General features: G+C 65.5%; 24 protein-coding genes. 8 read left to right on the top strand and 16 right to left on the bottom strand.

Going from position 1 to position 24,117, the window contains the following annotated elements:
• Positions 1–27 precede the first annotated feature (27 nt).
• The 3 genes from VMJ11_RS15095 to VMJ11_RS15105 form a co-directional block, all read right to left on the bottom strand.
• Complete coding sequence (locus VMJ11_RS15095; protein ID WP_325620197.1) at positions 28–453, bottom strand: organic hydroperoxide resistance protein; 426 nt, start codon at positions 451–453, stop codon at positions 28–30.
• A gap of 285 nt (positions 454–738) precedes the next feature.
• Entirely contained in the window at positions 739–1,305 is a 567-nt protein-coding gene (locus tag VMJ11_RS15100) for a TetR/AcrR family transcriptional regulator (protein WP_325620245.1), read from the bottom strand.
• Positions 1,306–1,337: 32 nt separating this feature from the next.
• Entirely contained in the window at positions 1,338–2,516 is a 1,179-nt protein-coding gene (locus VMJ11_RS15105; RefSeq protein WP_325620198.1) for an alkene reductase, read from the bottom strand.
• Between the two features lie 154 nt (positions 2,517–2,670).
• On the opposite strand from VMJ11_RS15105, the gene VMJ11_RS15110 reads away from it, so the two are divergent.
• A complete protein-coding gene (locus VMJ11_RS15110; protein WP_325620199.1) occupies positions 2,671–3,579 on the top strand; it encodes a LysR family transcriptional regulator in 909 nt (302 codons plus the stop codon).
• Positions 3,580–3,624: 45 nt separating this feature from the next.
• Here the strand turns inward: VMJ11_RS15110 and VMJ11_RS15115 are convergent, their stop codons facing one another.
• Positions 3,625–4,260, bottom strand: coding sequence for a LysE family translocator (locus VMJ11_RS15115; protein WP_325620200.1), 636 nt, complete (start codon positions 4,258–4,260; stop codon positions 3,625–3,627).
• Between the two features lie 153 nt (positions 4,261–4,413).
• The gene (locus tag VMJ11_RS15120; RefSeq protein ID WP_325620201.1) at positions 4,414–5,130 is read right to left on the bottom strand and encodes a CerR family C-terminal domain-containing protein; all 717 of its coding nucleotides are present in this window, start codon (positions 5,128–5,130) and stop codon (positions 4,414–4,416) included.
• A 96-nt stretch (positions 5,131–5,226) separates the two neighbouring features.
• Between VMJ11_RS15120 and VMJ11_RS15125 the strand changes: the two genes are divergently transcribed.
• The 3 genes from VMJ11_RS15125 to VMJ11_RS15135 are packed head-to-tail and all read left to right on the top strand — an operon-like array spanning position 5,227 to position 9,464.
• Complete coding sequence (locus VMJ11_RS15125) at positions 5,227–6,363, top strand: HlyD family secretion protein (RefSeq protein WP_325620202.1); 1,137 nt, start codon at positions 5,227–5,229, stop codon at positions 6,361–6,363.
• A complete protein-coding gene (locus VMJ11_RS15130; protein ID WP_325620203.1) occupies positions 6,356–7,936 on the top strand; it encodes an MDR family MFS transporter in 1,581 nt (526 codons plus the stop codon). The genes VMJ11_RS15125 and VMJ11_RS15130 overlap by 8 nt, the downstream gene beginning before the upstream one ends.
• Before the next feature lie 46 nt (positions 7,937–7,982).
• Positions 7,983–9,464 (top strand): efflux transporter outer membrane subunit, encoded by a 1,482-nt coding sequence (locus VMJ11_RS15135; protein ID WP_325620204.1) that lies wholly within the window; start codon positions 7,983–7,985, stop codon positions 9,462–9,464.
• A 228-nt stretch (positions 9,465–9,692) separates the two neighbouring features.
• Here the strand turns inward: VMJ11_RS15135 and VMJ11_RS15140 are convergent, their stop codons facing one another.
• Entirely contained in the window at positions 9,693–10,226 is a 534-nt protein-coding gene (locus VMJ11_RS15140) for a cytochrome b (protein ID WP_325620205.1), read from the bottom strand.
• On the bottom strand, positions 10,223–11,281 hold the full coding sequence (locus VMJ11_RS15145) for a catalase family peroxidase (protein WP_325620206.1): 1,059 nt from the start codon (positions 11,279–11,281) through the stop codon (positions 10,223–10,225). Before VMJ11_RS15145 ends, VMJ11_RS15140 begins: the two co-directional genes overlap by 4 nt.
• A 374-nt stretch (positions 11,282–11,655) precedes the next feature.
• Here VMJ11_RS15145 and VMJ11_RS15150 point away from each other — a divergent pair, with 374 nt between their 5' ends.
• Positions 11,656–11,973 (top strand): GFA family protein, encoded by a 318-nt coding sequence (locus VMJ11_RS15150; protein ID WP_325620207.1) that lies wholly within the window; start codon positions 11,656–11,658, stop codon positions 11,971–11,973.
• 63 nt (positions 11,974–12,036) lie between these two features.
• On the opposite strand, the gene VMJ11_RS15155 is transcribed toward VMJ11_RS15150, so the two are convergent.
• The 3 genes from VMJ11_RS15155 to VMJ11_RS15165 form a co-directional block, all read right to left on the bottom strand.
• Positions 12,037–13,479, bottom strand: a complete 1,443-nt coding sequence (locus tag VMJ11_RS15155; protein WP_325620208.1) for an NAD-dependent succinate-semialdehyde dehydrogenase — start codon at positions 13,477–13,479, stop codon at positions 12,037–12,039.
• Positions 13,480–13,759: 280 nt separating this feature from the next.
• On the bottom strand, positions 13,760–14,836 hold the full coding sequence (locus VMJ11_RS15160) for an alkene reductase (protein WP_325620209.1): 1,077 nt from the start codon (positions 14,834–14,836) through the stop codon (positions 13,760–13,762).
• A 221-nt stretch (positions 14,837–15,057) separates the two neighbouring features.
• Complete coding sequence (locus VMJ11_RS15165) at positions 15,058–15,762, bottom strand: SDR family oxidoreductase (protein WP_325620210.1); 705 nt, start codon at positions 15,760–15,762, stop codon at positions 15,058–15,060.
• Positions 15,763–16,093: 331 nt separating this feature from the next.
• Here VMJ11_RS15165 and VMJ11_RS15170 point away from each other — a divergent pair, with 331 nt between their 5' ends.
• Entirely contained in the window at positions 16,094–16,672 is a 579-nt protein-coding gene (locus VMJ11_RS15170; protein WP_325620211.1) for a TetR/AcrR family transcriptional regulator, read from the top strand.
• Between the two features lie 110 nt (positions 16,673–16,782).
• On the opposite strand, the gene VMJ11_RS15175 is transcribed toward VMJ11_RS15170, so the two are convergent.
• Positions 16,783–16,917, bottom strand: coding sequence for a hypothetical protein (locus VMJ11_RS15175; protein ID WP_325620212.1), 135 nt, complete (start codon positions 16,915–16,917; stop codon positions 16,783–16,785).
• Positions 16,918–17,279: 362 nt separating this feature from the next.
• Positions 17,280–17,630, bottom strand: coding sequence for a DUF1330 domain-containing protein (locus tag VMJ11_RS15180; protein WP_325620213.1), 351 nt, complete (start codon positions 17,628–17,630; stop codon positions 17,280–17,282).
• Between the two features lie 203 nt (positions 17,631–17,833).
• On the opposite strand from VMJ11_RS15180, the gene VMJ11_RS15185 reads away from it, so the two are divergent.
• Entirely contained in the window at positions 17,834–18,052 is a 219-nt protein-coding gene (locus tag VMJ11_RS15185) for a hypothetical protein (protein ID WP_325620214.1), read from the top strand.
• Between the two features lie 30 nt (positions 18,053–18,082).
• On the opposite strand, the gene VMJ11_RS15190 is transcribed toward VMJ11_RS15185, so the two are convergent.
• From VMJ11_RS15190 to VMJ11_RS15200, 3 genes are all read right to left on the bottom strand, one after another.
• On the bottom strand, positions 18,083–20,212 hold the full coding sequence (locus tag VMJ11_RS15190) for a tetratricopeptide repeat protein (RefSeq protein ID WP_325620215.1): 2,130 nt from the start codon (positions 20,210–20,212) through the stop codon (positions 18,083–18,085).
• 309 nt (positions 20,213–20,521) lie between these two features.
• Complete coding sequence (locus VMJ11_RS15195; RefSeq protein ID WP_325620216.1) at positions 20,522–21,175, bottom strand: ankyrin repeat domain-containing protein; 654 nt, start codon at positions 21,173–21,175, stop codon at positions 20,522–20,524.
• A 123-nt stretch (positions 21,176–21,298) separates the two neighbouring features.
• Positions 21,299–21,700 carry a MerR family transcriptional regulator gene (locus VMJ11_RS15200; protein WP_325620217.1) on the bottom strand — a complete coding sequence of 134 codons (402 nt, stop codon included), beginning with the start codon at positions 21,698–21,700 and terminating at the stop codon, positions 21,299–21,301.
• Between the two features lie 68 nt (positions 21,701–21,768).
• On the opposite strand from VMJ11_RS15200, the gene VMJ11_RS15205 reads away from it, so the two are divergent.
• Complete coding sequence (locus tag VMJ11_RS15205; protein WP_325620218.1) at positions 21,769–23,004, top strand: NADH:flavin oxidoreductase/NADH oxidase family protein; 1,236 nt, start codon at positions 21,769–21,771, stop codon at positions 23,002–23,004.
• A 34-nt stretch (positions 23,005–23,038) separates the two neighbouring features.
• On the opposite strand, the gene VMJ11_RS15210 is transcribed toward VMJ11_RS15205, so the two are convergent.
• Complete coding sequence (locus VMJ11_RS15210; RefSeq protein ID WP_325620246.1) at positions 23,039–24,103, bottom strand: alcohol dehydrogenase; 1,065 nt, start codon at positions 24,101–24,103, stop codon at positions 23,039–23,041.
• Positions 24,104–24,117 lie beyond the last annotated feature (14 nt).

The following is a 24,117-nucleotide window of genomic DNA, read 5'->3' on the forward strand; positions in this document are numbered from 1 at the left end:
GCAGCTTGCTCGCAAGGAGCGTGCGCTTTAGACGATCGTGAGCGTCACGTCGATGTTGCCGCGCGTGGCGTTCGAGTAGGGGCACACGATGTGGGCCTTGTCGACGAGCGCCTGGGCGGCCGCGCGGTCCATGCCGGGCAGCGAGATCTTCAGTTCGACTTCAATGCCGAAGCCGTTCGGAATCTGGCCGATGCCCACGTTGCCCGTGATCGATACGTCGGCGGGGAGGGCGATCTTGTCGCGCGCCGCGACGAATTTCATCGCGCCGATGAAGCACGCGCTGTAGCCGGCGGCGAAGAGCTGCTCGGGGTTCGTGCCGTCGCCGCCCGCGCCGCCGAGTTCGCGCGGCGTGGTGAGTTTCAGGTCCAGATTGCTGGCGGGAATGACGGCGCGGCCATCACGGCCGCCGGTGACGTTGGCTTCGGCACGGTAGAGAACATTTTCGATCGACATGACAGGCTCCTTGTTGAGCAAATACGTTGGGTTGAAAGTACCACCAGGTACAGCTTCGAGATTAGTGGGGAGGACGGATTGCCACCCGCACCAGGTCCAGCAGAGAAGCAACGCTCGCGAATTGGCGATCGCTCACTTTCGCGCACTACCTATTCATAGATAGATTTTCGATCGAACAAGCACGTTCATGATGCTCCTCTTTTGGCTTCACTATCTATTAGAAGATAGATGATAAAGACCAATAAATGGGGTGGTATGCCACCCCAGCTTACGGGCTTCAGTGTTTCACTGGGCCACGCGCCACATCGCTTCCACATCTTCGAGGCGCGACTTCGTGTGAAACAGCCGGCTTGCCAGCACGCTGCCTTGCAACGCCGCGTAGAGCGTGCGGGCCGCGCTTTCCGGCTTGCCCTTTACGACCAGCGTGCCTTCCTTCGCGCCTTGGGCCAGCACAGCAGCCAGCCAGTTTTCGTTGGCACGGAAGAAAGCCTGCACGGCCTGGCGCACGTTTTCCGGCAGCGACTCGATGTCGGCGGCCAGCATGCCGCATAGACAGATCTGGTCGCCATCGCCCAGTGTCTTGCCGAACAACCGCGTGTAGATCGTGAGTTTTTCGCGTGCCGGCAGCGCCGCGTCGATCGACTGCAACCCCGCCATGACCTCGTCGCTGTACTGGTTCACCGCTTCCAGCACCAGGTCGTCTTTCGACGGGAAGTAATAGTGGATGCTCGACGTCTTAACACCCACCAGCTCCGACAAGTCACGGTAGCTAAAACCGTTGTAGCCGCGCAGCATCATCAGCGTGATGGCGTGGTCGAGGATTTGCTCCCGCACTGTCAGTTTCGTTTCCATGGGCCATAATGTATCTACTGGAAGGTAGATTGTCAAGGCACCCATGCAAAGATTTTGTCGGTCGCGGATTGCCGGGGGAGTGCCGCGAGTACGTCCTGATTGGTCTCGCCCGCCAGCGACGCGTAGTCAGTGTAGCCACGGTGGTCGCCCCCGTAGAACGTGGCGCGGTCATAGCGGGTCACCGCCGCCCCGATGCGTAGCCGCTCAGGCAAATCAGGATTGCTGATGAACGGGCGTCCGAAAGCGATCGCATCGGCCCGCCCGGCGGCGACTGCCGCGCGGGCCGTCTCAGCCACGTATCCCCCTGTCGAGATAAGTGGCCCCTTGAAGAAGGACTTGAAGTGAGACGTCGCGTCCCGGGCATTCGCATCGGGCGGCAAGTCGGTCGTGAAGTCCGAGCGAGGTTCGACGACATGGAGATAGGCCAGCTCACGCTTGTCGAGTTCGGCGGCGATGTAATTCCACAATGCCTCGCCGTCGCTATCGGACATGTCATTGAAGCCATTCCAGGGCGACAGCCGCACACCGACCCGCTCCGCGCCGAGTGCCGCGATCACGGCGTCGACCACTTCGAGCAGCAGACGCGCCCGATTCTCAATCGAGCCGCCATACCGGTCTGTGCGTTTGTTGGAGCCGTTGCGCAGGAACTGGTCAAGCAGATAACCATTCGCGCCGTGGACCTCAACTCCGTCGAAGCCCGCCTCGCGCGCGTTGCGCGCCGCCGTGACGAAGTCGCTGACCAGTTCGGCGAGTTCTGCTTCCTCCAGCGCCCTGGGCGTTTCGTAAGGAACATTCTGACCGGACGCGTCGGTGTGCTCACCGGCTGGGCGGACAGCGGACGGCGCGACCGGCAACGCTCCGCCGGGTTGCAGCGAAGAGTGAGAAATGCGGCCCACGTGCCAGATTTGACTGAAGATGAAGCCGCCTTTCGCGTGGACGGCGTCTGTTACCGCGCGCCATCCGGCTATCTGCTCGGCACTGTACAGGCCAGGCGTCCCCCGGTAGCCCTGCGCCTGCGGGGTGATATCGGTCGCCTCCGTGATGAGCAGCCCGCCTTCGCTCGCGCGTTGCCGGTAATACTCGGCGTTCAGGGCGTGAGGAACATTGCCCGGTTGAGCTGAACGCATGCGGGTCATCGGGGCCATGATGACGCGGTGTTTCAGGGCCACGGCGCCGAGCTTTAACGGGGTAAACAGCGGATCGGACTGCATTGTTGCGCTCCAGAACGTATCGAAACGCAAGGCTACCAACTATATCAATTTTCGAGTAGATGCGATTCGCAGTCATCTTGCATATCATTTTTCGATATAATTGGCCCGATGCCGTCGAAGCATACGGCCAACAGGATTCGCGAAGGAAACCGCTATGGATGCCGAGAAAATCGATCTGGGTGGCGTTGCCGTGTTCTTGAACGCGGCAACGGCGGGCAGTCTTTCGGCCGCAGCGAGACGCATGGGTATCGCACCGATGGCCGCAACGCGGCGACTCGCGGCACTGGAGGAGGGCTTGGGTGTGCGCCTCATGCAGCGCACTACGCGCTCGGTGTCGTTGACGGCCGAGGGTCAGGCATTTCTTCCATTTGCGTCCACCATGCTCGAAGCCGCCGAAGCGGGACGCGCCGTCATTTCGCCTTCAAAGGATGGAGCGGCGGGTTTGTTGCGCCTGACAGCATGCGGCTCGATCGGCCGGGCGGTCATCATGCCGCTCATTACGACGCTGCTGGACAAGAACCCCGGTTTGCGGGTCGACATGCTGTTGACCGACACGCTGGTCGACATCGTTTCGACGGGGGTGGACGTGGCGATTCGTATCGGCGAACTAAGAGATTCGAATCTCGTCGCGACTTCGCTTGGCGTCAACAGGCGGATCCTCTGCGCTTCCCCGCAGTATCTTTCCCGGCATGGCAGCCCCCGCCGCCTCGACGATCTGGCCGGGCACGATTGCATCGCGCCAACCGGCACATTGCACTGGCAGTTCAACGTCGGCGGCGAGGAACGTGCGGTCCGCATTTCCGGCCGCGTGACGGTCAGCAGCATCGATGGCGTTTTCGATGCGTGCGTGGCCGGAGCAGGGCTCGCCGTCCTCTCGACGTGGCATGCAGACGCCGATATCGCATCCGGCAAGCTCGTGCAGGTCGAACTCGAAGACGCGAGTCCGAGGAGCCTGGAAATCTGGGCGGTGTACCCGACGAAGCGCCAGCTCTTGCCGAAGGTGCGGGTGTTCGTCGATGCGATGCGCGAACGTCTGGCGGAGTGCGCAAGTGAAGCCGCGTAGGCTGGGCATGCTGCCCGGCAACGCGTCTCGCGCCCCGCAGCGCCATCAGATGCCGCGCTGTCCCGCGCTGAAGATGAGGCGCAACCCGAGCGCGGCAATGGCGCCGGCCGCGACGCGGTCGATCCAGCCTTTGGCGCGCAGATAGAGGTCACGCGGACGCTGGCTCGAAAAGCACAGCGCCACCACCGTATACCAGCCGGTTTCGATCATGAAGACGAGCGGCGGCAGCGCGAAATAACACCAGACGGGCGGATGCTGCGGCAGCAGCGCAACGAAGATACCGCCATAGGCGATGGCCGTTTTCGGGTTGCTCAACTGGGTGGTGAGGCCGCTCCAGTACGACTTGCCGGAGCGCTCGCCGGGCGCGGCCGTTTTGCTCACCGCAACCGGCGAACCCGCGCCGCGCCAGATGCGCGAAGCGATATAGAGCAGATAGGCGCCGCCTGCAATTTTCAGCGCTGCGTAGAGCCACGCGACGGTGGCGAGCAGCGTATAGAGCCCGGCGAGCGCGATGCCGGCAAAGCAGATCGCACCGGTGCCCATCCCAAGCGCGGTGGCGACGCCATCGCGACGTGAGAGGCCGATCGAATTGCGCGCAACGAGCACGAAGCTCGGGCCGGGGCTCATGGCCCCGAGCAGAATGGCGAGGAGAATGCTGGCGACAGCGGCGAGGGGAGACATGGCGGCGGTTCCGGGCTGGGGAAGAACATCGAACGTTAGCACGCTGCGCCGTGGCGCGCAGCGCTTTTGCTGCTAGCGCGAGCCGGTGTGGCAGCGTGCGCCAAGGCAGGCGAGCGTAGTTGCGCCGCCTGCGTGAACAATGCTTAGTTATCTTCAGCGATTCCGCTTTTCCCGCTCGCGATTCCAGTGCTCCAGCAGCACGCGCGTTTGCTCCGCGATGTTCGACTTGAGGAATTCGGCCTTTTCGGCGTCGATGTCGTCCCAATCGAGCATCGCGAGCGTCGAGCGCCGCGCAATGTAGAACAGTAGAAACTGCCCGTACAGGCTGAACATCCGCACGATGGTGAGCGGGTCGTGCGCCGGCACGCCTGTGATGCGCTCGAGCAATGCCACGTTCACTTCGTTTAGCGGCGTGCGTACGCGCTCGCGCAGGATCTCCGAGCCGATCTCGGGCTCGTTGCCGCCTTGCTCGCGCGCGAAAAAGAGGCGCTGGTCCGGTTCGCGCTGCTTGACGTAGGTGCGATCGGCCACGGCCGCCTGAATGTCGATGAACGCGTCGATCAGTACATCGGTGCGGGCGTCGCGCGCGAGCGCTTCGCGTGCGCGCAACACGGTCGGTTCGAACGCCCGCCACGACTCGTCGGCGATCGACTCCGCGCAGGCGCGATAAAGCCCTTCCTTGTTTTCGAAGTAGTACTGCAGCGCCGGGGCGTTGACGCCCGCGTGCGCGGCGATGTCCCGCGTGGACGCGCCGTCGAAGCCATGCTGCCCGAACAGGCTGATGGCCGCCTCGATGATCTTGCGGCGCGTTTCGTCGCCGCGCGCGTAGCCTCCATCGACCGGGCGCCGCAGTCGTTTTCCTTCGCTCATGCATTTCCTTTCGTCGCTCTCTCGAAATATAGCACTTGACACAATTTTTCCGGATGGAATAATTTTGCCAACTGGAATAAATTGAGACACAACGACATGTCTACGACTGCAGGCGCGCCCGGACGCGAGTTGCCGGACGCCGCCGCTGCGCCCGCGCGGCGCGGTGCGAAAAGAACAATCCTTGTCTTGCTGGGCTTTGCGGCGCTGGTCGTCGTGGCGGTCTGGCTCGGCCGCTGGTGGCTCGTCGGCCGTTTTATCGAATCCACCGACGACGCCTATCTGCAGGCCGATAGCGTGACGATCGCCCCGAAGGTGAGCGGCTACGTGACGGATGTGTACGTGGCCGACAACCAGGCCGTGAAGGTGGGCGAACCGCTCGTGAAGCTCGACGCGCGGCAGTACCAGGTGGCGCTCGACCAGGCGCGCGCGACCATCGACGCGCGCACCGCCGACATCGAGCACGCCCAGGCCCAGATCGAGCAGCAGCGCGCGAACGTCGCGCAGGCGCAGGCGCAGCAGGAAGTGGCGCAGGTGAGCCTGCGTCACGCGCGCGACGAGGTGGCTCGCTATGCACCGCTCGCCGCCACGGGCGCGGAAACGACCGAGCGCCTTGCCGAGCTCAAGAGCAACCGTGACCAGGCGCAGGCCACGCTCGCCGCGAACGCCGCTGCCGTGACCGCCGCGCGCTCGCAGATCGCCGCGCTCGAGGCACAGCTCTCGCAGGCGCGCGCCCAGTTGGAGGCGGCGCGCGCAAACGCGGCGCAGTCGCAGCTCGATCTCGACAACACCGTGGTGAAGAGCGCGCTGGCGGGCCGCGTGGGCGACCGCACCGTGCGCGTGGGCCAGTACGTGCAGCCTGGCACGCGCATGCTGACGGTCGTGCCGGTGCAGAGCACCTACCTCACGGCGAACTTCAAGGAGACGCAGATCGGCCGCATGCGCGCGGGCCAGCCCGTGGATCTGCACGTCGACGCGCTGCCCGGCCACACGCTGCATGGCGTGGTGGACAGTTTCTCGCCGGGCACCGGCGCGCAGTTCGCGCTGTTGCCGCCCGAAAACGCCACCGGCAACTTCACGAAGATCGTGCAGCGCGTGCCGGTGCGCATTCGCCTCGATACCGGGCCCGAGACACGCAGCGTGCTGCTGCCGGGCATATCGGTGACGGTCGATGTCGACACGCGCTCGGCACGCGAGGACGACCGCCGCATCGATCAAGAGAACCACCGTGGCTGAGGCAGCGGCGCGGCATGCGCATGGCGAGCGCGCGAGCGCGGCCGACTGGGTGGCCGTTGCAGCGGGTGCGCTCGGCGCGTTGATGGCGACGCTCGACATCTCGATCACGAATTCGGCGCTGCCGCAAATCCAGGGCGAAATCGGCGCGACGGGCACCGAGGGCACGTGGATCTCCACGGGCTATCTGATGTCCGAGATCGTGATGATTCCGCTTGCCGCGTGGCTCACGAGAGTATTCGGACTACGAAATTTTCTGCTCGCGAATTCGGCGCTTTTCATCGGCTTTTCGATGATGTGCGGCTGGTCGAATACGCTCGGTGTGATGATTGCCGGTCGCATCGGCCAGGGCTTCACGGGTGGCGCGATGATTCCCACCGGCCAGACCATCATCCGCACGCGGCTGCCGCTTTCGCAGTTGCCGGTGGGCATGACCGTGTTCGGTCTGATCGTGCTGCTCGGCCCGCTGCTCGGGCCTGTGGTGGGCGGCTGGCTCGCGGAGAACATCAGCTGGAGCTGGTGCTTCTTCATCAACCTGCCGGTGTGCCTCGCACTGATCACGCTGCTCGTGGTCGGGCTCGAACCCGATCGGCCGCACTGGGAAGCATTCCTCAAGGCCGACTGGCTCGGCATCGCGGGGCTGGCGGTGGGTCTGAGCTCGCTCACTGTCGTGCTCGAGGAGGGGCAGCGCGAACGCTGGTTCGAGTCGAGCTATATCGTCATGCTCACGTGGGTCTCGCTCGCGGGCATGGCGCTCATCGCGCTTTCGCAGATCACCGCGAAAAAGCCCATCCTGCGCCTCTCGCTCATGCGCAATCCGCGCTATGCGAGCGTGATCGTCATCGTGTTCGCGGTGGGCGCGGGGCTTTACGGCATTTCGTATCTGCTGCCGCAGTTCCTGAGCCTGGTTGCCGGATATAACGCCCAGCAGTCGGGCTCGATCATGCTGCTCTCGGGGGTGCCCGCGTTCATCGTGATGCCGGTGCTGCCGCGCCTGCTCGGCAAGATGGATTTTCGCGTGCTGGTCGTCACAGGGCTGCTGCTGTTCACGCTGAGCTGCATGCTCGACATCTCGCTCACCGCGCAGAGCGTGGGCCACGATTTCGTCTGGTCGCAGCTCGTTCGCGGCGTGGCGCAAATGCTGGCGATGATGCCGCTCAATCAGGCCTCGATGGCGGCCGTCTCGCGCGAGGACTCGGGCGACGCGGCAGGGCTCTACAACATGGCGCGTAACCTGGGCGGCTCGGTCGGGCTTGCGATCATCGGCACGGTCATCGACCGGCGCGAAGCGTTCCACACGGCGGTGCTGCGCGAATCGATCAGCGCCAATTCGCTGATCGGGCAGGAGCGCGTGGCGGGGGGCGCTGCCAACTGGTTCGCACAAACGGGCGACATGGCGTATTCGCAGATGCGCTCGCTCGGCCAGATTGCCGAGCAGATCCAGCAGCAAGCGATGGTCATCACGTACTCCGAAACATTCTGGCTGCTCGGCATTGCGCTGGCGGCGTGCGTGCCGCTCGCGCTCCTGCTCAAGAAGCCGCAGCCCGGCGCGCAGGCGTCGTCTGCCGGCCACTGAACGCCACTGAAGGCCACTACAGGCCACTGAAATCGATCCCTGACTCATGACGGCAATCCGTTACTCCCGATTCCCATTTGCCGCGCTGAGCGCGCTCGCGGCAGCCTGTGTGCTGACTGCCTGCACGGTGGGGCCCGACTATCGCGGCGCACCGGCCGTCGCGCCCGAAGCGGCGAGTGCCGCCTCGTTCGTGCGCACGCCGGCGCAGGGCGTGACGCCCGCGCATGCCCCGAGCCCATGGTGGCTCGCATTGAGCGATCCGCAACTGAACGCGCTGATCGAGGCGGCGCTCGCCCACAATCCCGACCTGCGCGCCGCGCAGGCTCGGCTGCGCGAATCGCGTGCGCAATTGCAGCAGCAGAGCGCCGCCGAGCTGCCGAAGATTGGCGCGAGCGCCGCAGCGATCCGCATGCGTGAGCCGAACTTGGGCAGCTTCTCATCGTCGAGCGGCAACAGCGGCCAGAGCAGCTCCTCGGGCGGCGGTCCGGTCACGTTCTACACGGCGGGTTTCGATGCCTCATGGGAAATCGACCTGTTTGGCGGTACGCGCCGCGCCATCGAGGCGGCAAGCGACGAGACGCAAGCCGTGGGCGCCGATCTCGCGGACGCCCAGGTATCGCTCGCGGCCGAAGTGGCGCAGGCCTACATCGACCTGCGCGACGAGCAGCAGCGCCTTGCCATCGCGCAGCGCACGGCGGAGCTGCAGCAGCAGATGCTGACGCTCACCGAGCAGCGCCGCGCGCGCGGCACCGCGGCCGAGGTGGACGTGGAGCGGCTCACCACGCAGGTGGAAAATACGCGCTCCACGATCACGCCGCTCGCGGCGCAAGTGGAGATATCGCTGGACCAGCTCGCGGTGCTCACAGGCAAGGCGCCGGGCGCGCTCGACGCGGAGCTGGCGACGGCGCAGCCGCTGCCCGCGCTACCGGCAAGCGTGCCCGTGAGCGACCCCACCACGATGCTCGCGCAGCGCCCCGACATTCGCGCGGCGGAGCGGCGTCTCGCATCGAGCAACGCGCAGATTGGCGAGCATGTTGCGGACTTCCTGCCCAAGCTCACGTTGTTCGGCGATCTCGGGTTTTCGGCAGCGGAGCCGGGGCACCTGTTCCGTAAGAGCAATTTCAGCTGGGTGGGCGTGCCGTATCTGCAGTGGAACGTATTCGACTTCGGCCGCACGCTGGGGGCGGTGCACGGCGCCGAGGCCGCGCGCGACGAAGCCGAGGCACGCTACGAAAAGACCGTGCTCGCGGCGCTGCAGGACGCGAACGCGGCGCTCTCGCGCTATGGCTATCAGCGCGAGCATCTGGTGACGCTGCAGAAAGCGCAGACGTCCGCCGGGCGTTCAGCAGTGCTCATGCGGCAGCGCTATCGCGCGGGTACGTCGAGCCTCGTCGATCTGCTCGATACGCAGCGTGCAGAATTCCTCGCGCAACAGAATGTGGTGTCGGGTCAGGCCGACTTGCTGAAGGACTTCGTGTCGTTGCAGAAGAGCCTTGGCCTCGGCTGGCGCACGTCGACGCCGGGCTAGCCGGCGTCGGGTGGTGCAGGCTGGCTCAAGAAGGCTCGCCCGAAGCCTGTTCGCGCACGGCCGGCTCGCGATAGCAGAGCCGCATCGAAATCACGGCGCCGGCGCGCATGAGCAGGGCGACGTAATGAGCCATCGTGTCGGCGCAGCAGCGCCATAGTCGGAACGCGACGCGCATGTTTGACGGGCAACCGGGGTCCCCGCGCGCCTGCTGCGCAAGGGAACCTCGAGTCAACCGCGCACCATGCTCGCGAGCACGCCGTCACGGCGAATGAGGGCGTGAAAGAGCGCGGCGGCCAGATGCAGCAGCACGGTCGCGTAAAGCGCCAGCGCAAGCCACGTATGCGCCGCGCGCAGCCACGCATAGAGCGCGACGTCGTGCGGCGCGATGGGCGGCAGGTGCACGCCGCCGAAAAGCACGACGGGATAGCCGCCAGCGGAAAGCATCGACCAGCCGATCAGCGGCATCGCGATCATCAACGCGTAGAGCACGAGGTGCGAGGCATGCGCGGGGAGGCGTTGCCACATGGGCAGATCAGCGGGCAGGGGCGGCGCGCCGCGCTTGAGCCGCACGGCGAGGCGCAGGACTACGAGCACGAAGAGCGCGATGCCGAGCGGCCGGTGGAGCGCGAGCAGGCTGTCATGCAAACTCGAGACCGTCGAGACCATGCCCACGCCGACGAACAGCATCGCGACGATCAGGACTGCCATCGACCAATGCATGAGGCGCTGAAGCGCGCTGAAGTGTTGGGCCGGTTGCTTCATGGCTGTGCGTCTCCATGCGATTGCGCGAGCGCTGCCTGCTCGCGCGTGCGCCGATTGAACGAAACGGAATAGGCCGCCGAGCGGGCGGCGAGCAAAGGGTCGTTGGAAGGCTTCAGGCCGTCGGGCAAGATGGTGGGATCGTAGTTCACGTCGCGGCACATCCCGTCGCTTTGCGGTTCGGCGCGTCGCAGGACGAGCGTGCCGGCGTCGATCTGCTCGCGATTCGCGGGCCATTGCTGCGTGGCGTCGTTAGTGGGGTCCCCCGGTGCGGCGACCGTGAGCACGAGGTGCCAGCGCAAAGGGCCGGCTTCGAGGCGCGCGTCGAGATCATCGGCGAGGAAGTTGGGATCGGCTTTTTGGGCGGCCGTTTCGGGCGCATAGGCGGTTTCGGGCACGGTCTGCCAGCGAACGGCGTGCGTGTGGCCCGCAGCGTCGGTCGCGATGAAGGCGTTGATGCTGTAGAACCCCGTGTTCGCGAAACTGGAGGACGGCGCATGCGCCTTCACCCAGTTGCGAAATGGCAGTGTTTCCGGGTTCGCCTGGAAGAAGGCGTCGAGCCTGGCGGGATCGGGTTTGCTGGTGGCGGGATCAGGTTTCGACGCCACGAGCTGCGCATAAAATTGATTCGGCGTGCGAACGACGAAGACCGGCGTCGAATTCATGCCAGTGCGCCACTGCTCGCCGTCCTGCAACTGGAAGAGCAGCGCCATGCTGCGCACGGGCGTGCTCGCGTCCGGCGCGGCGGGATTGCTGCCGGGAATGGCGAAGCGTCCGATTACGGGCGTGCGTCCCGGCGCGAACACCGCCGCCCGCGAGACGCGCGCGGCGTTGCCGTTGCTGTCGAACCAGCCTTCCACGCAGAGGCCCTTGGCGTGATTGCGCCGATAGCCAGCATGCACGCCGTAATTCGATTCGAACGTATTGACGATATGGGGCGCGCTCAGGCGCTTCGGCGTGAGCCAGCCCGCAGTCCACGCGAACGCGGCGCCCACGCAGCCCACTACGGCCGCAATGGCTGCGAGCCGGCATGGCACGCAAATCGGAGCGCGGCTCATGGTCGTGCTCCGGTACACGCCCGGGCGCGCCGCACTGCAATCGAAAACGTGGGGTCTGGTAGGGTTTGCATGATCGGTCCAGTAAGTGGCCGCGAGGGCCGTTACTGGCGTGAACAACGCATTCCTGCTTTCTATTCCATACCCGTCCATGCACGTAATGCAACCGCGTTCGCGCACGCCGGTTTACAGTGCTGAAAGCGTATCAATATGAGAAACGCGGCAAACATGCGTGATTAGCGCGCGTTATTCGTGCACTGCATATGCGCCGCAATCGCTGTGCGAGGGAGGGAGTGATGCTTTCTGGCGGTTGTTCATGCGGAAAGGTCCGCTACGAGATTTCGGCTGAGCCAATCGGCAGCACGGTGTGTCACTGCGTGGATTGCCGGCGTGCATCGGGAGCGCCGTTCGTCGGCTGGATCAGCGTGCCGTGGAGCACGTTCCGGCTCGTTGCCGGGGCAACGAAAACGCATGCGTCGAGCCCGAGTGTCGAGCGGGCCTTCTGTGCCGATTGCGGCACGCCGCTCACATACCGGCATGCCGCGTTCGCGGGCGAGGTCGACGTGGCCACGGGCACGCTCGACCGTCCCGACGACGCGCCGCCCGAGCATCACACCTGGACTTCGCAAAAGCTGGCCTGGGTGCGGCTGGCAGACGGTTTGCCGCAGTATCCGCGCGCGTTTCCGGAGCCGTGAAACGCGCGCGTTTCGACGTTCGCGCCACTGTGCGCCGTGAGGCGCGGGCGGCGCGAAACGCGATCAGCGATGCTCGGTCACGAACTTCGTGACGAGATAGGCTTCCATCGCTTCGGTGCCGCCTTCGGAGCCATAGCCCGAGTCCTTCACGCCGCCGAACGGCGTTTCCGGCAGGGCGAGTCCGTGATGGTTGATCGACAGCATGCCGGTCTCGACGTCATCGGAAAGCGCGGCCGAAGTCGCGCTCGAACGCGTGTATGCGTACGCGGCGAGGCCGTACGGCAGGCGGTTCGCTTCGACGATGGCGTCTTCATAGCGTGCAAAGCGCGTGATCGGCGCGATCGGGCCGAACGGCTCTTCGTTCATGATGCGCGCCGAAAGCGGCACGTCGGTAAGCACCGTCGGCGCGAAGAAGTAGCCTTCACGGCCTACGCGCTCGCCGCCGGTCAGCACCTTCGCACCTTGTTCGCGCGCGTCGGCAACGAGGCGTTCCATGGCCGCGAGGCGGCGATCGTTCGCGAGCGGGCCCATCTGCACGCCCTCTTCGAGGCCATTGCCGACCTTGATCGTGCGCGTTGCGGCCACGAAGTGCTCGACGAACTCGTCGTATGCGGCATCTTCCACCATGAAGCGCGTGGGCGAGATGCACACCTGGCCGGCATTGCGGAACTTCGCAAGCGCGAGCAGCTTCGCGGCGCGCGGCACGTCGGCGTCGGCGAACACGATGGCCGGGGCGTGGCCGCCCAGTTCCATCGTTGCGCGCTTCATGTGCTCGCCGGCCTTCGATGCGAGCAGCTTGCCCACCGGCGTCGAGCCCGTGAACGAGATCTTGCGGATGGCGGGATGCGCGATCAGGTACGACGACACTTCGGAAGGCACGCCGAACACGAGGTTCAGCACGCCCGCGGGCAGGCCCGCGTCGACGAACACCTTCACGAGTTCGGCGCAGCTGGCCGGCGTTTCCTCCGGTCCCTTGAGCACGACGGTACAGCCCGAGGCGAGCGCAGCCGAAACCTTGCGCACGGCCTGATTGAGCGGGAAGTTCCAGGGCGTGAAGGCTGCGACGGGGCCCACGGGCTCGCGCGTGACGATCTGGCGAACCGCGTCCGAGCGCGACGGAATCACGCGGCCATAGGTGCGGCGGCCTTCTTCGGCGAACCAGTCGATCGTGTCGCCGCCCGCGAGCGTTTCGAGCTTCGATTCGGCGAGCGGCTTGCCTTGTTCGCGAGTCATGATCGCGGCGATGTCGCCGGCGCGATCGCGCAGCAGTTGCGCCGCGCGGCGCATCAGCTTGCTGCGCTCGAGCGGCGAGACCTTGCGCCATTCGCGGAACGCGCGCTCGGCCGCCGTGGCCGCATCCGCCAGGTCCTGCTCGCTCGCGAGGCTCAGGCGGCCGATTTCGGCTTCGGTTGCGGGGTCGATCACGGGAATCGTCTTCGCGCCGGCGCGCCATGCGCCGTCGATATAGATCTGGGTGTCGGGGTAAGGCTTCACGCTGGAACTCATGATGGGACGATCCTTTTCAACGGTTCAACGGTCGGCCCCGGCTGCGCGCACGGCAATGCGCGCAGCCGGGGCCGAAAAATGCGAAGCGCCCATTGTGCCACTGGATCGCGCAGGCTGCAGGACGTGCAGGCGAAACGGGCAAAAGCAGCGCCCGCGACTGGGGGGGTGGCTTTTTTTTCGGATCACGAGCCGGGGCGCATCGGGCCATTGGAACTCGAGCGTTGCGTGAGCAACGATGGTTCGCGCGGCGGGGGCATGGCCTGATGGCCCCAGAATCCGGTCACATGCTCACGATGGCGTCGTCAAGCAACGGGTAGTCGTTATAGCCGGTGGCATCATCCGTATAGATCGTTTCGGCATTGACCGCGTTGAGCGGTGCGCCGCGTCTGAAGCGCTCCACGAGATCAGGGTTGGCGATAAAGGCGCGCCCGAATGCAGCGGCGTCCGCTTCGCCGCGACCGATAGCCAACTGCGCGCTTTCCTGCGTCAGGCCTTCATTGAGGATATAAGCCCCCTTGAAGATACGTCTTACGTCGTGGCCAATTCGCTTGTCGCCGCGATCGAGGCCCTCGCGCGCGAAAATGAACGCGATGTTGCGCGCGTCGAGTTGCTCAGCGACATACTGGAACAGGGCACGCGGATTCGAATCGTGCATCGAGTGCGAACTGGACATCAGGTTCAGATGCACGCCAATGCGCCCGGCCGGCCAAACCGTGAGCACGGCATCGAGCGCCTCGAAAAGAAAGCGCGCGCGGTTCTCGATCGAACCGCCGTAGCGGTCGGTACGCTGGTTCGATCCGTCGTGCAGAAATTGATCGAACAGATAGCCATTCGCGGCGTGCAGTTCGATGCCGTCAAAGCCGGCGCGTTTGGCATTTGCGGCGCCGGCCCGAAAATCTTCGACGATGCCGGGAATCTCTTCGGTCTTCAGCGCGCGCGGCACGGTGAAGGGCCGCTGCGGCCGCAGGCGGGAGACGTTGCCTTCCGGCGCCACGGCGCTTGGCGCCACGGGAGGCTCGCCATCGTGGAAGACAGGATCGGAGACTCGCCCCACGTGCCACAACTGGGAGACGATCAGGCCGCCGGCTGCGTGAACCGCAGAGATCACTTCCTTCCAGCCGGCAACCTGCTTTTCCGTCCAGATGCCTGGAGTATTGGGGTAGCCAACACCCTGAGGCGTGACCGAAGTGGCTTCGGTAATGATGAGGCCCGCACTTGCGCGCTGAGCGTAGTGTTGTGCGTTGAGCGGCCCCGGGCTGCGCTCGTTGAACGCTCGCATGCGAGTGACCGGTGCCATGACGATGCGGTTCGCCATCTTTAGCGCGCCAATCTGGATGGGGTCGAAGAGTGTGGACATTTGCGGGCTTCTCCTTACGCACGCGGGTGAAATCGATCATGCCGGTCTGCCGGCAAGAGCCGCGTTCGCTCTTGCCCATACGAATGTGTTAGCAGTGCGAACAGTTACTGTCGCCGCGGCATCTAAACGACGTCGTTGGTGTCACGGTGTGCCTGTCGCGTGCGAACGCGCGCGGCGGGCGATGGGCGACGGCTGCGGCGGCTGCGGCGGTAGCGTCGGCGTCAGCGTGGCGTCGGCTCGTTCAGATACACGCCCGCCGAGAGCCCGGCCTTCACTTGCCGCGTGAAGTCGTCGGTGGACACTTCCTCTGCGCCCGCCTCGATTGCGTCGTAGGCTTGCTGCACGACGTCGGCCGGCGTTGCCTTCGGCACTTCCAGCTCGCGCGTGAGGTCCGTATCGATGAAGCCGGCATGCAGCGCGACGACCTGCGTGTGCTGCTCGCGCAGCGAATGACGCAGGCCGTTGGTCACCGCCCACGCGGCCGACTTCGACACGCCGTAGCCCGACAGGATCGGCCGGTTCACCCAGCTCGCGACGGAGAGCACGTTCAGGATCGCGCCGCCGCCGTTGCCCGCGAGGTTCCCCGCGAACGCCTGCGACATCGCCAGCATCCCGAACACGTTGGTTTCGAGGTGGTCGCGCAGCGCGTCGGTCGCGCCGTCGTCCGTCAGGCTGCCGAACCGCGCGATGCCCGCGTTGTTGATCAGCAGCGTGACGTCGCGCGCCGCTTCGGCGGCTGCGGCTACGGCCGCCGGATCGGTCACGTCGAGCTTCACGGGCACGACGCCCGGCAGCGTCACGCTAGCCGGATCGCGGGCGCCCGCATAAACCTTTCGGGCCCCTTTTTCGAGCGCCTGTTTGGCGAACTCGAGGCCAAGCCCACGGTTCGCGCCCGTCACGAAAACGACAGCACCTTCGATCTTCATAACCCTTCCTTTCGCATGATGAATCGCCTGCGCGCCGGTTCGCCGCGCAAGTGAGATCCAGTGAAAACGAACCTGCCGTTGCGTACCGAACCGTTGCTCCGCCAGGCGGCCGGCAAGATCCGCCGCACACCTGTCCCCAGGACATCGATGGTCTGCCGCGCGTGCCGCGTCGGCGTGGCTTCGCGTTGTTCGCGAAAGTCGGCTACACTTCGTGTCAATGTCGATCACCATCGTCTCTGCGGCGCATTGTGTCAGCGCTGCGCGCACATGTCAATGGTGATCGAAATTGTGTTTTCCAATCGACGCGATCGTCGGAATCAGGGAGGTATCGATGGGCGTCTCAAGACAGCAGGCCGCCGAGAACCGGAACGCGATCGTCGCGGCCGCCGAGCGGCTGTTTCGCGTGCGCGGCGTGGACGCCGTGGGGCTGACGGAGCTGATGAAGGAGGCCGGCTTCACGCAGGGCGGCTTCTACAACCACTTCAAGTCGAAGGACGCGCTGGTTGCCGCGGTGATGGAAAAGGCGATGCAGGACCGCGCGGATTCGCCGAATGCAGGCAGCCTCGAGAAGCAGGCGGCGCGCTATCTTTCGACTGCGCACCGCGACAACGTCGAGGCCGGGTGCGCGCTGTCGGGCTTCGCGGGCGACGCGCCGCGCATGACCGACGCCGCGCGCGAGCGCTATGCGCGCGGCCTCGCCGCGTATCTCGAGCGGCTGGAACGCATGATCGCCCCCGAAGGCGTGACGACCGAACAGACCCGTAGCGACGCGATCGCGAAGTTCAGTCAGATGGTGGGGGCGCTCTTGCTGTCGCGCGCGATCGCCGGCACCGATCCGGCCTTCGCGGACGAAATCCTCGAAGCGGGGCGGCGCTCGCTCGTCGACGCGCTAGACGACCCGGCCGCGTAGGCGTAACAGCCTGCCCGGCCGCGACGCGCTCGCTCGCTGTTGCTCAGCCTTCAAGAACAAACAGAACACGTGCTGTGCCGGCGCGCGCAGCACGTGTTGCGAGAAGCGATTCAGCCCTTCGGCGTGCCGGTGTCGTCGTCACCCGTCTGCCCGAGCGAAGGCAGGTAGCTGCCGAAGCCCATTTCGAAGTTGCCCGGAACTCCGTCGGCCGGGTTACGGAGCCATGGCGCGGCGTGCCTGCCCACCTGGCGAGGCCAGGGCCAGGAAGAACAGTTCGATGCCCGACTGGAATTCGGAAGTCGTCTGCACTCCGAAACGAGGCTTCGCGCTCAGCCAAACTGCGTGACGGGCGCAACCGCCGCCGGATCGCTGATGCTCGGCTTGCCATTTTCGACGTGCCCGGCGAAGCGCCGCGCGGGTATGAAGGCGTATTCTCATGTGCGCATCCGTTCTGCGGGGATGGGTCGCGCATAGTTTCGTCGCCGATGAAGAAAGAATTGTGAAACACGCGAGAACGTTTGCGTGCAAGAGAAATTGCCTGGCAAGCGCGCCGCAGGGAATACATCCGCTGAGGACTGCTGGTTAGCGAAATGCTTTCGCTTCGCGCTCAGGTGTTGGACGCGTCGTTGTCGTGAGTGGGGCGCAGCACATCGGTGGCGCGGTGCGGCATTTCGACCTGATCGATCAGCAGGACTTCGCCGCGCGCGTGCTGCGTACGCAGCGGCAGGATCGCCTGGTAGGCGCTCGAGCGATACCACTGGCGCGCGAGTTCGCGGCTCGCGAATTCGATCATGATGAGGTCGCCCGAGAACTTGCCTTCGAGCCGTTCGACGCGGCCGCCGTGAATGACGAAGCGGCCGCCATAAGGCGCGAGCGTGGCGTCGATCTTCTCCAGATACTCGACGATGGCGGGGCACGGTTCGACGTCGTGCAGATGGGCGATGGCGTAGGCGGTCACGGCAGTCCTCGTGAGCAGGAAGGGGTGGGCTAGCGCTTACGAGAGTAGGGCGCGCCGAGCGCAGAATCGATTACCTCCGGGGTAATGCAGCCGCTGCGCTGCGCCTGGGGGCCAATTTCTCGATGCGCGCCGGCCCCGAGGCGAGGAGTAAAATAGCCGACACCCGCAGTCCGGATCGAGACGTTCCCGCTATCGCCATTGCCATGAAACCGTCACCCACGAAGGAACCCGCGCGCAAGCAGCCGCCCACCTGGCTGCTGAACACCCTCACGGCGCTCGTGGGCGTGCTCACGCTCGCGCTCGGCATCGGCTGGATCGTCTACAAGTGGGTCGTCGACATGGAGGTTCCGTACTTCGCCATTCCGCTCGTGATGTGCGTGCCGGTGATCGTCGCCGTAGCGTTCCGAAACATGTGGGACTGAGGCGCCGTCCTGGCGCCTCGCCATTCAACCTCAAACCCCGAACCGTTCGGCGCACGCCACGCGCACGCGCTCCAATACCGCACTCCATGCTTCGTCGAGGCGCTGGCGGAACAGGCGCATCGTGCCCGGATACCAGGGCGAATCATCGCGCTCGTGCATCCAGCGCCAGTCCGGATCGTAATGCGGCAGCAACACCCAGCATGGCTTGCCGACCGAGGCGGCCAGATGCGCGGTGGACGTATCCACGCAGATCACGAGATCGAGCTGCGCGATGATGGCCGCGGTGTCGACAAAATCGCTCACGTCCGTGCCGAGGTGCAGCAGCGGCAGGCTCACGGGTGGATTGCGGGCTTCATCTTCCCCCTGACCTTTCTGCAGACTCACGAACTGCAGCCCCGGCACGTTCCAGAGCGGCGCGAGTGCGGCGAGCGACGGCAGCGAGCGGTGCGCGTCGTTGTGATGCTTGGGGTTGCCCTTCCACACGAGGCCGATGCGCGGGCCCGGCGCCAGCGTGGCGAGGCGCGCGCCCCAGTGTTCGAGAAGCGCGGGCTCCGGCTTCCAGGCGAGCGGCGCGGGGATCGTGTCGAGCGTCGTGTGCAGACGATGGGGCACGCTGATCGGGCTCACCCAGTAGTCGAACTTTCCGGATGCGGCCGCCGCGGCCTCGTGGTCGAGCACGGCGTCGATGCCTTCGACGCCGCTAAAGAGCCGATGCAGCGGCGCGAGGCAGGCGAACGCGACATGCACCACGCCCTGCGCCTTGAGCACGCGCGCATAGCGACCGAACTGCAGCATGTCGCCGAGGCCGTCTTCCTGCCACAGCAGCAGCGATTTGCCGGCCAGCGGTTCGCCTTGCCAGACGGGGCATTGCACCATGCGCTGCGTCGCGTGATGCACGAATCCGGGCATCGTGTAGCGGCATTCGTAGCGCGCGAAGCCCTCCTCGAAACGGCCCATGCTGATGAGCAGCGTGGCGAGGCGGAATTCCGCGTCGCCGTATTCGGGGCTGGCGGCGATCGCACGGCGATAGGCTGCTTCCGCTTCGTCGAGGCGGCCATATTCTTTGTGCAGGCTCGCGACATTGAAGTGCGCCTCGGCGAAATCGGGTCGCGCGGCAAGTGCTTCGTTTAGCGCATCGAGCGCTTCACTGCGGCGCCCGAGCGCCATCAATACGCAGGCGAGATTGTTCCAGGCCTCGACGCGACCAGGCAGGCGGCGCAGCGTCTCGCGGTAGGCCGCTTCCGCTTCGGGCATGCGCTCTAGCGTGTGCAGCGCGACGCCAAGGTTGTAATGCGCCTCGGTGTGATTTGGCGCGAGCGCGAGCGTCTGGCGAAAGGCGGCCTCGGCTTCCGGCAGGCGCTTGAGATCGGTGAGCACGCAACCAAGGTTGTTGTGCGCGTCCACGAAATTGGGGCGTATCTGAAGCGCGAGGCGTACCGCGAGTTCGGCTTCGGCGAGCCGCCCGGACGTCTTGAGCAGCGTGGCGAGATTGTTGAGCGCTTCCGGATACTGCGGCTGAATCAGGAGTGCCTGGCGAAATGCCTCCGCAGCGTCGTCGGCTCGCCGCTGGTCTCGCAGCAGCACGCCGAGGCCGTTGTACGCCTTCGCATGGCGCGCGTTCGCGGCGATGGCGGCGCGAAACGCGCTTTCGGCTTCGTCCGTTCGGCCTTGCCCCTGCAGCAGGAGGCCGAGGTTGTAATTCGCGTCCGCGTGGTCGGGGCGCTGCGCGAGCACGGCGCGAAAGGCGGCTTGCGCTTCGGCGTGACGCCCCTGGCGCTGGAGCACCACGGCAAGGTTGCTGCGCGCGTCGGCGTCGGCGGGCGTCAGGTTCAATAGCCGCTCATAGAGCGCCTGCGCCTGAGCGAGCAAGCCAAGCGTCGCGAAGAGGGCAGCGAGGCCGCTGTACGCCTGCGCGAAATCCGGCTTTGCCGCGAGACAGCGCAGCCAGAGCGCCTGGGCGCGCGCTGCGTCGCCCGTGCCCGTTGCGCAGAGCGCGGCGAGATTGAGCGCGGGCGCGAGTGTCGCGTCGTCGGCTGTCTGCTGGCCGACGAGCGGTTCGAGCAACGCGAGCGCTTCGGCGAAGCGGTGCGCTTCGCTATGCGCATTCGCTTCGCGCAGGATGTCGTCGAGGTCGGGCGCGAGGGGCGTCGATGTGGTCACGGTGAAAATCGTAAGGGACAGGGCGCGGTGCTTGCGGCGCACGAACAATGAGCCATGTCGAGCTTACGACAGGTCGTGCCGGGGCGACGGCCCGAATTGAGCGCAAACGTCGCCCCTGTTCGACCGATGAAGCGTGGCCAATGAAGCCAGCCCGATGAAGGCGGCACGAGTCTTGCGGGCCGCTTGCAGACGCCTTGTGAGTTGCATGCAACCGTAAGCCACGCCGGTTTGCGCACGCAGGCATATCGACGTGCGGATCGAAGCCGCGGGCCCTGTGCGATGGGAGACGGGCAGCAGCGCTCGCTGTTATCAGGCTCGTTTAGGAAGAGGGCCGTGCAGCTTGTGCCGCAGCGACTCCAGCTTTTCGATGATTTGTTCCGGTAGCCTGCGTTCCCGGGCGATCGTGAGGGCGTCACGACCTTTCGGGTCCACGATTGACGGGTCCGCTCCCGCGTCGATCAGCATGGCCAATGTGGCGAGCCGTTTGAGCCTTGCTGCGTAGAAGATGGGCGTTTCGCCATGCGCCTGGAGATTCAGGTTCGGCCTCGACTTCAGCAACGCACGACAGACCATCTCATCGTCGCGCCATACCGCCGCCCAGAGCGAATAGCTGGCGTTGGCGCGACGCCGCAGAAGGAACTCGACCAGCGGAAAATTCTCTCCACGGGCTACCGCATACCAGAGTGGCGTAGCTCGAAAATCGCCTTCGGCCTCGTCCATCGGAACTGCGCGTTCGAGGTCTGCACCCGCGTCGAGCAGAGCTGTGACAGTCCTGATTCCATTCGGCTCATGCAGTGCGGGGTTGCTGCCGGGTTTGACTGCGCATGCCCGATGCAAGGCGGCATGTCCTTGTAGGTCGCTTGTTTCGACGAGTTCCGGAGCCGCAACCAGCAGCGCTGTCACACTTTGCCAGTCCCACGCGCGGGCTGCAGAGAAGAATGCCGTCTTCGATGGCTTTCCCATGTTCCTCCGCGACGGATCCAGTTTATTGCAATGCATTTGCGGCGGCCGCGATCAATACGGACTTCGAACGATATGGACCGGTGGGCCACCATGACGCCGGGCTCCTCGAGCGAGCCGGGGCCATCATGAGATGTCGGATTGCAGCGGTTCACGCTCCTCGATCCTGAAGCACCTGCCCGCCGCCCACTCGGCCTCGAGCGAGTCGCGAATTTCGCACAGCTCGGTGCGTTGTCCATCCAGTTGCGCACGAAGTGCGTCTATCTCGCGCAAACGCTGGTCGATCCGCTTGAGCAGCCCCTCCTTGGAGAACGCCTGGATGTCCGTGCACGCGTTGCGCATCTCTTCGAGCGAGAAACCGAGCCGCTGGGCCATCCGGATCTGTTGCAGTCGCTCGGCGGCCGCTGCGTCGTAAATCCGGTAGCCATTCGGTCCCCTGCGAGCCGGTGGCAACAGTCCGCACTGCTCATAGAAGCGGATCGCGGACGTGGTCATGCCGATGTGTGCCGCCAGTTCTCCGATTTTCATTGTGCTTGACCTTAAAGTGCACTTGAAACTTAGTATAGGTGAATCACGCTCACCGAAGAGTCCTTCAGATGACAACCTCGTTGTTCACGCCGCTGAAGCTGCCCAATGGCAGCACCTTGCCCAACCGTATCGCCAAGGCTGCGATGGAGGAAAATCTTTCCGATGCCGGTCAATTGCCGGGCCCGGCGCTTTGGCGCCTCTATTCGGAGTGGGGAAGCGGCGGTGCGGGTTTGCTGATCACCGGGAATGTGATGATCGACGCGAGAGCGCTCACCGGCCCCGGCGGCGTCGTGCTGGAGCGCGACACGCCGCTCGAGCCGTTCAGGAGGTGGGCGGCTGGCGCGCGCGAGCATGGCGCGCGGATCTGGATGCAGATCAATCATCCGGGGCGTCAGGTGTACGCGGCGTTGAGCCGCCACGCGTGGGCGCCTTCCTCGGTGCCGCTCGATCTTGGCCGCCACAGCAAGCTGTTTGCCGAGCCGCAGGAGATGTCCGTGGCCCAGATCCACGAGGTGATCGAACGCTTCGCCGACACGGCGGCGGCGGCCGAAATGGCCGGGTTCGACGGCGTTCAGATTCATGCGGCGCACGGCTACCTGATATCGCAGTTCCTGTCGCCGCTGACCAACCGGCGCAGCGACGCATGGGGCGGTTCGCTGGAGAACCGGGCAAGGCTGCTGCTATCGGTCGTGCAGGCGGTGCGCGGGCGCGTCGGCGCCGGATTCGGCGTCGGTATCAAGATCAATTCCGCCGACTTCCAGCGCGGCGGCTTCTCCGAACTCGAGGCCCGGCAAATCGTGCTATGGCTCAACGCGAGCGCGGTCGATCTCATCGAACTCTCCGGCGGAAGCTACGAAAGCCCCGCGATGCAAGGCCACACCGCAGATGGCCGCACGCTTGCGCGCGAGGCATATTTCCTCACGTTTGCGCGCGACATCGCCGCCGTCGCCGCGATGCCGGTCATGACGACGGGCGGCATTCGCCGGCAGCCGGTCGCCGAAGCGGTATTGAACGAAGGAGTCGCCGTCGTCGGCATGGCGAGCGCGCTGGCCTGCGTGCCGGATCTGCCGAATCGCTGGCGCGAGGGGCAGCACATCGACGCGCCGCTCGTTCAGGTTCGGTGGCGGGACAAGGCCGTTGCCGGTCTTGCCACGATGGCGATCGTGAAGCGCCGCCTGCGCGCGATTGCTGCAGGCCGACGCCCACGGGCCTGCTATTCGCCTGTCTATAGCCTCGTGATGGACCAGATTCGTACGCGTAGATTGACTGCGCGATACCAACAATGGAGCGGCGAGCGCGCCTGAACGTGGCGTCGAGGCAAACGCTCGCGCACCGCGCTCAGGGCACGAGCACCTGGCGCCCGACCACCTTGCCCTGCGCAAGCGCTTCGAACGCCTCGTTGATTTCCGTGAGCGGCCGCTTCGTGACGGGCGAGGGCTGCATCCTGCCTTCGCGCATCAGCGTCACGAGCTCGCGCAGCTCGGGCAGGGTGCCCACGTAGCTGCCCTCGATCCTCAGCGGCCGCATCGGGATGATGGGCAGCGAGAGCGTGAGGTCGCCGCCCATCAGGCCGACGATCACCACGTGGCCGCCGCGCGCGCAGCAGTCCAGCCCGAGCTTCACCGTGGGCGTCGCGCCCACGAGATCGAGCACCGCGCGGGCGCCGCCGCCGGTCGCTTCGATGATCTGCTGCACGGCGTCGTTCGCGCGCGCGTCGATGGCCGCGAGCGCACCGGCCGCGAGCGCGGCTTCGCGCTTGGCAGGGTCCACGTCGACGACAATCGCGCCCTGTGCGCCGAGAGCCTTGAGCACTTCGAGCGCCATCATGCCGAGGCCGCCCGCGCCGATCACGACCACGGGGCCCTCGTGAATGCGCGCGCCGAACTTCTTCACCGCCGAATACGTGGTCACGCCCGCGCAGGCGAGCGGCGCGGCCTTAGCGGGATCGAGGCCGGCGAGATCGACGAGATAGCGCGGATGCGGCACGATCACGTAGTCGGCGAAGCCGCCATCGCGCAGCACGCCCAGCGATTGCGGCTTCGCGCAGATGTTCTCCTCGCCGCGCCTGCAGGCCGCGCATTCACCGCAGCCGATCCACGGATGCACGACCGCGAGCGTGCCCGCCGCCACCGTTTCCGCTGCTTCGAGCGCATCCGGCCCGAGCGCGACGACTTCGCCGCAAATTTCGTGGCTCGGCGTGAGCGGCAGCTTGATGCCGCGGTCCGCGAGCGAGAGCTTCTTGCCGCCGCCCAGGTCGTAATAGCCCTCCCAGATGTGCAGGTCGGAGTGGCACAGGCCCGCGGCTTTCACGCGCACCAGCACCTCGGTGCCCTTGGGTTGAGGCACGTCGCGTTCGACGAGTTCGAGTGGCTTGCCGTGATGGGTAACGCAGTAACAGCGCATTTGCATCGATGTCT

Source organism: Paraburkholderia sp. (genome assembly GCF_035501035.1).
Lineage (GTDB): Bacteria > Pseudomonadota > Gammaproteobacteria > Burkholderiales > Burkholderiaceae > Paraburkholderia.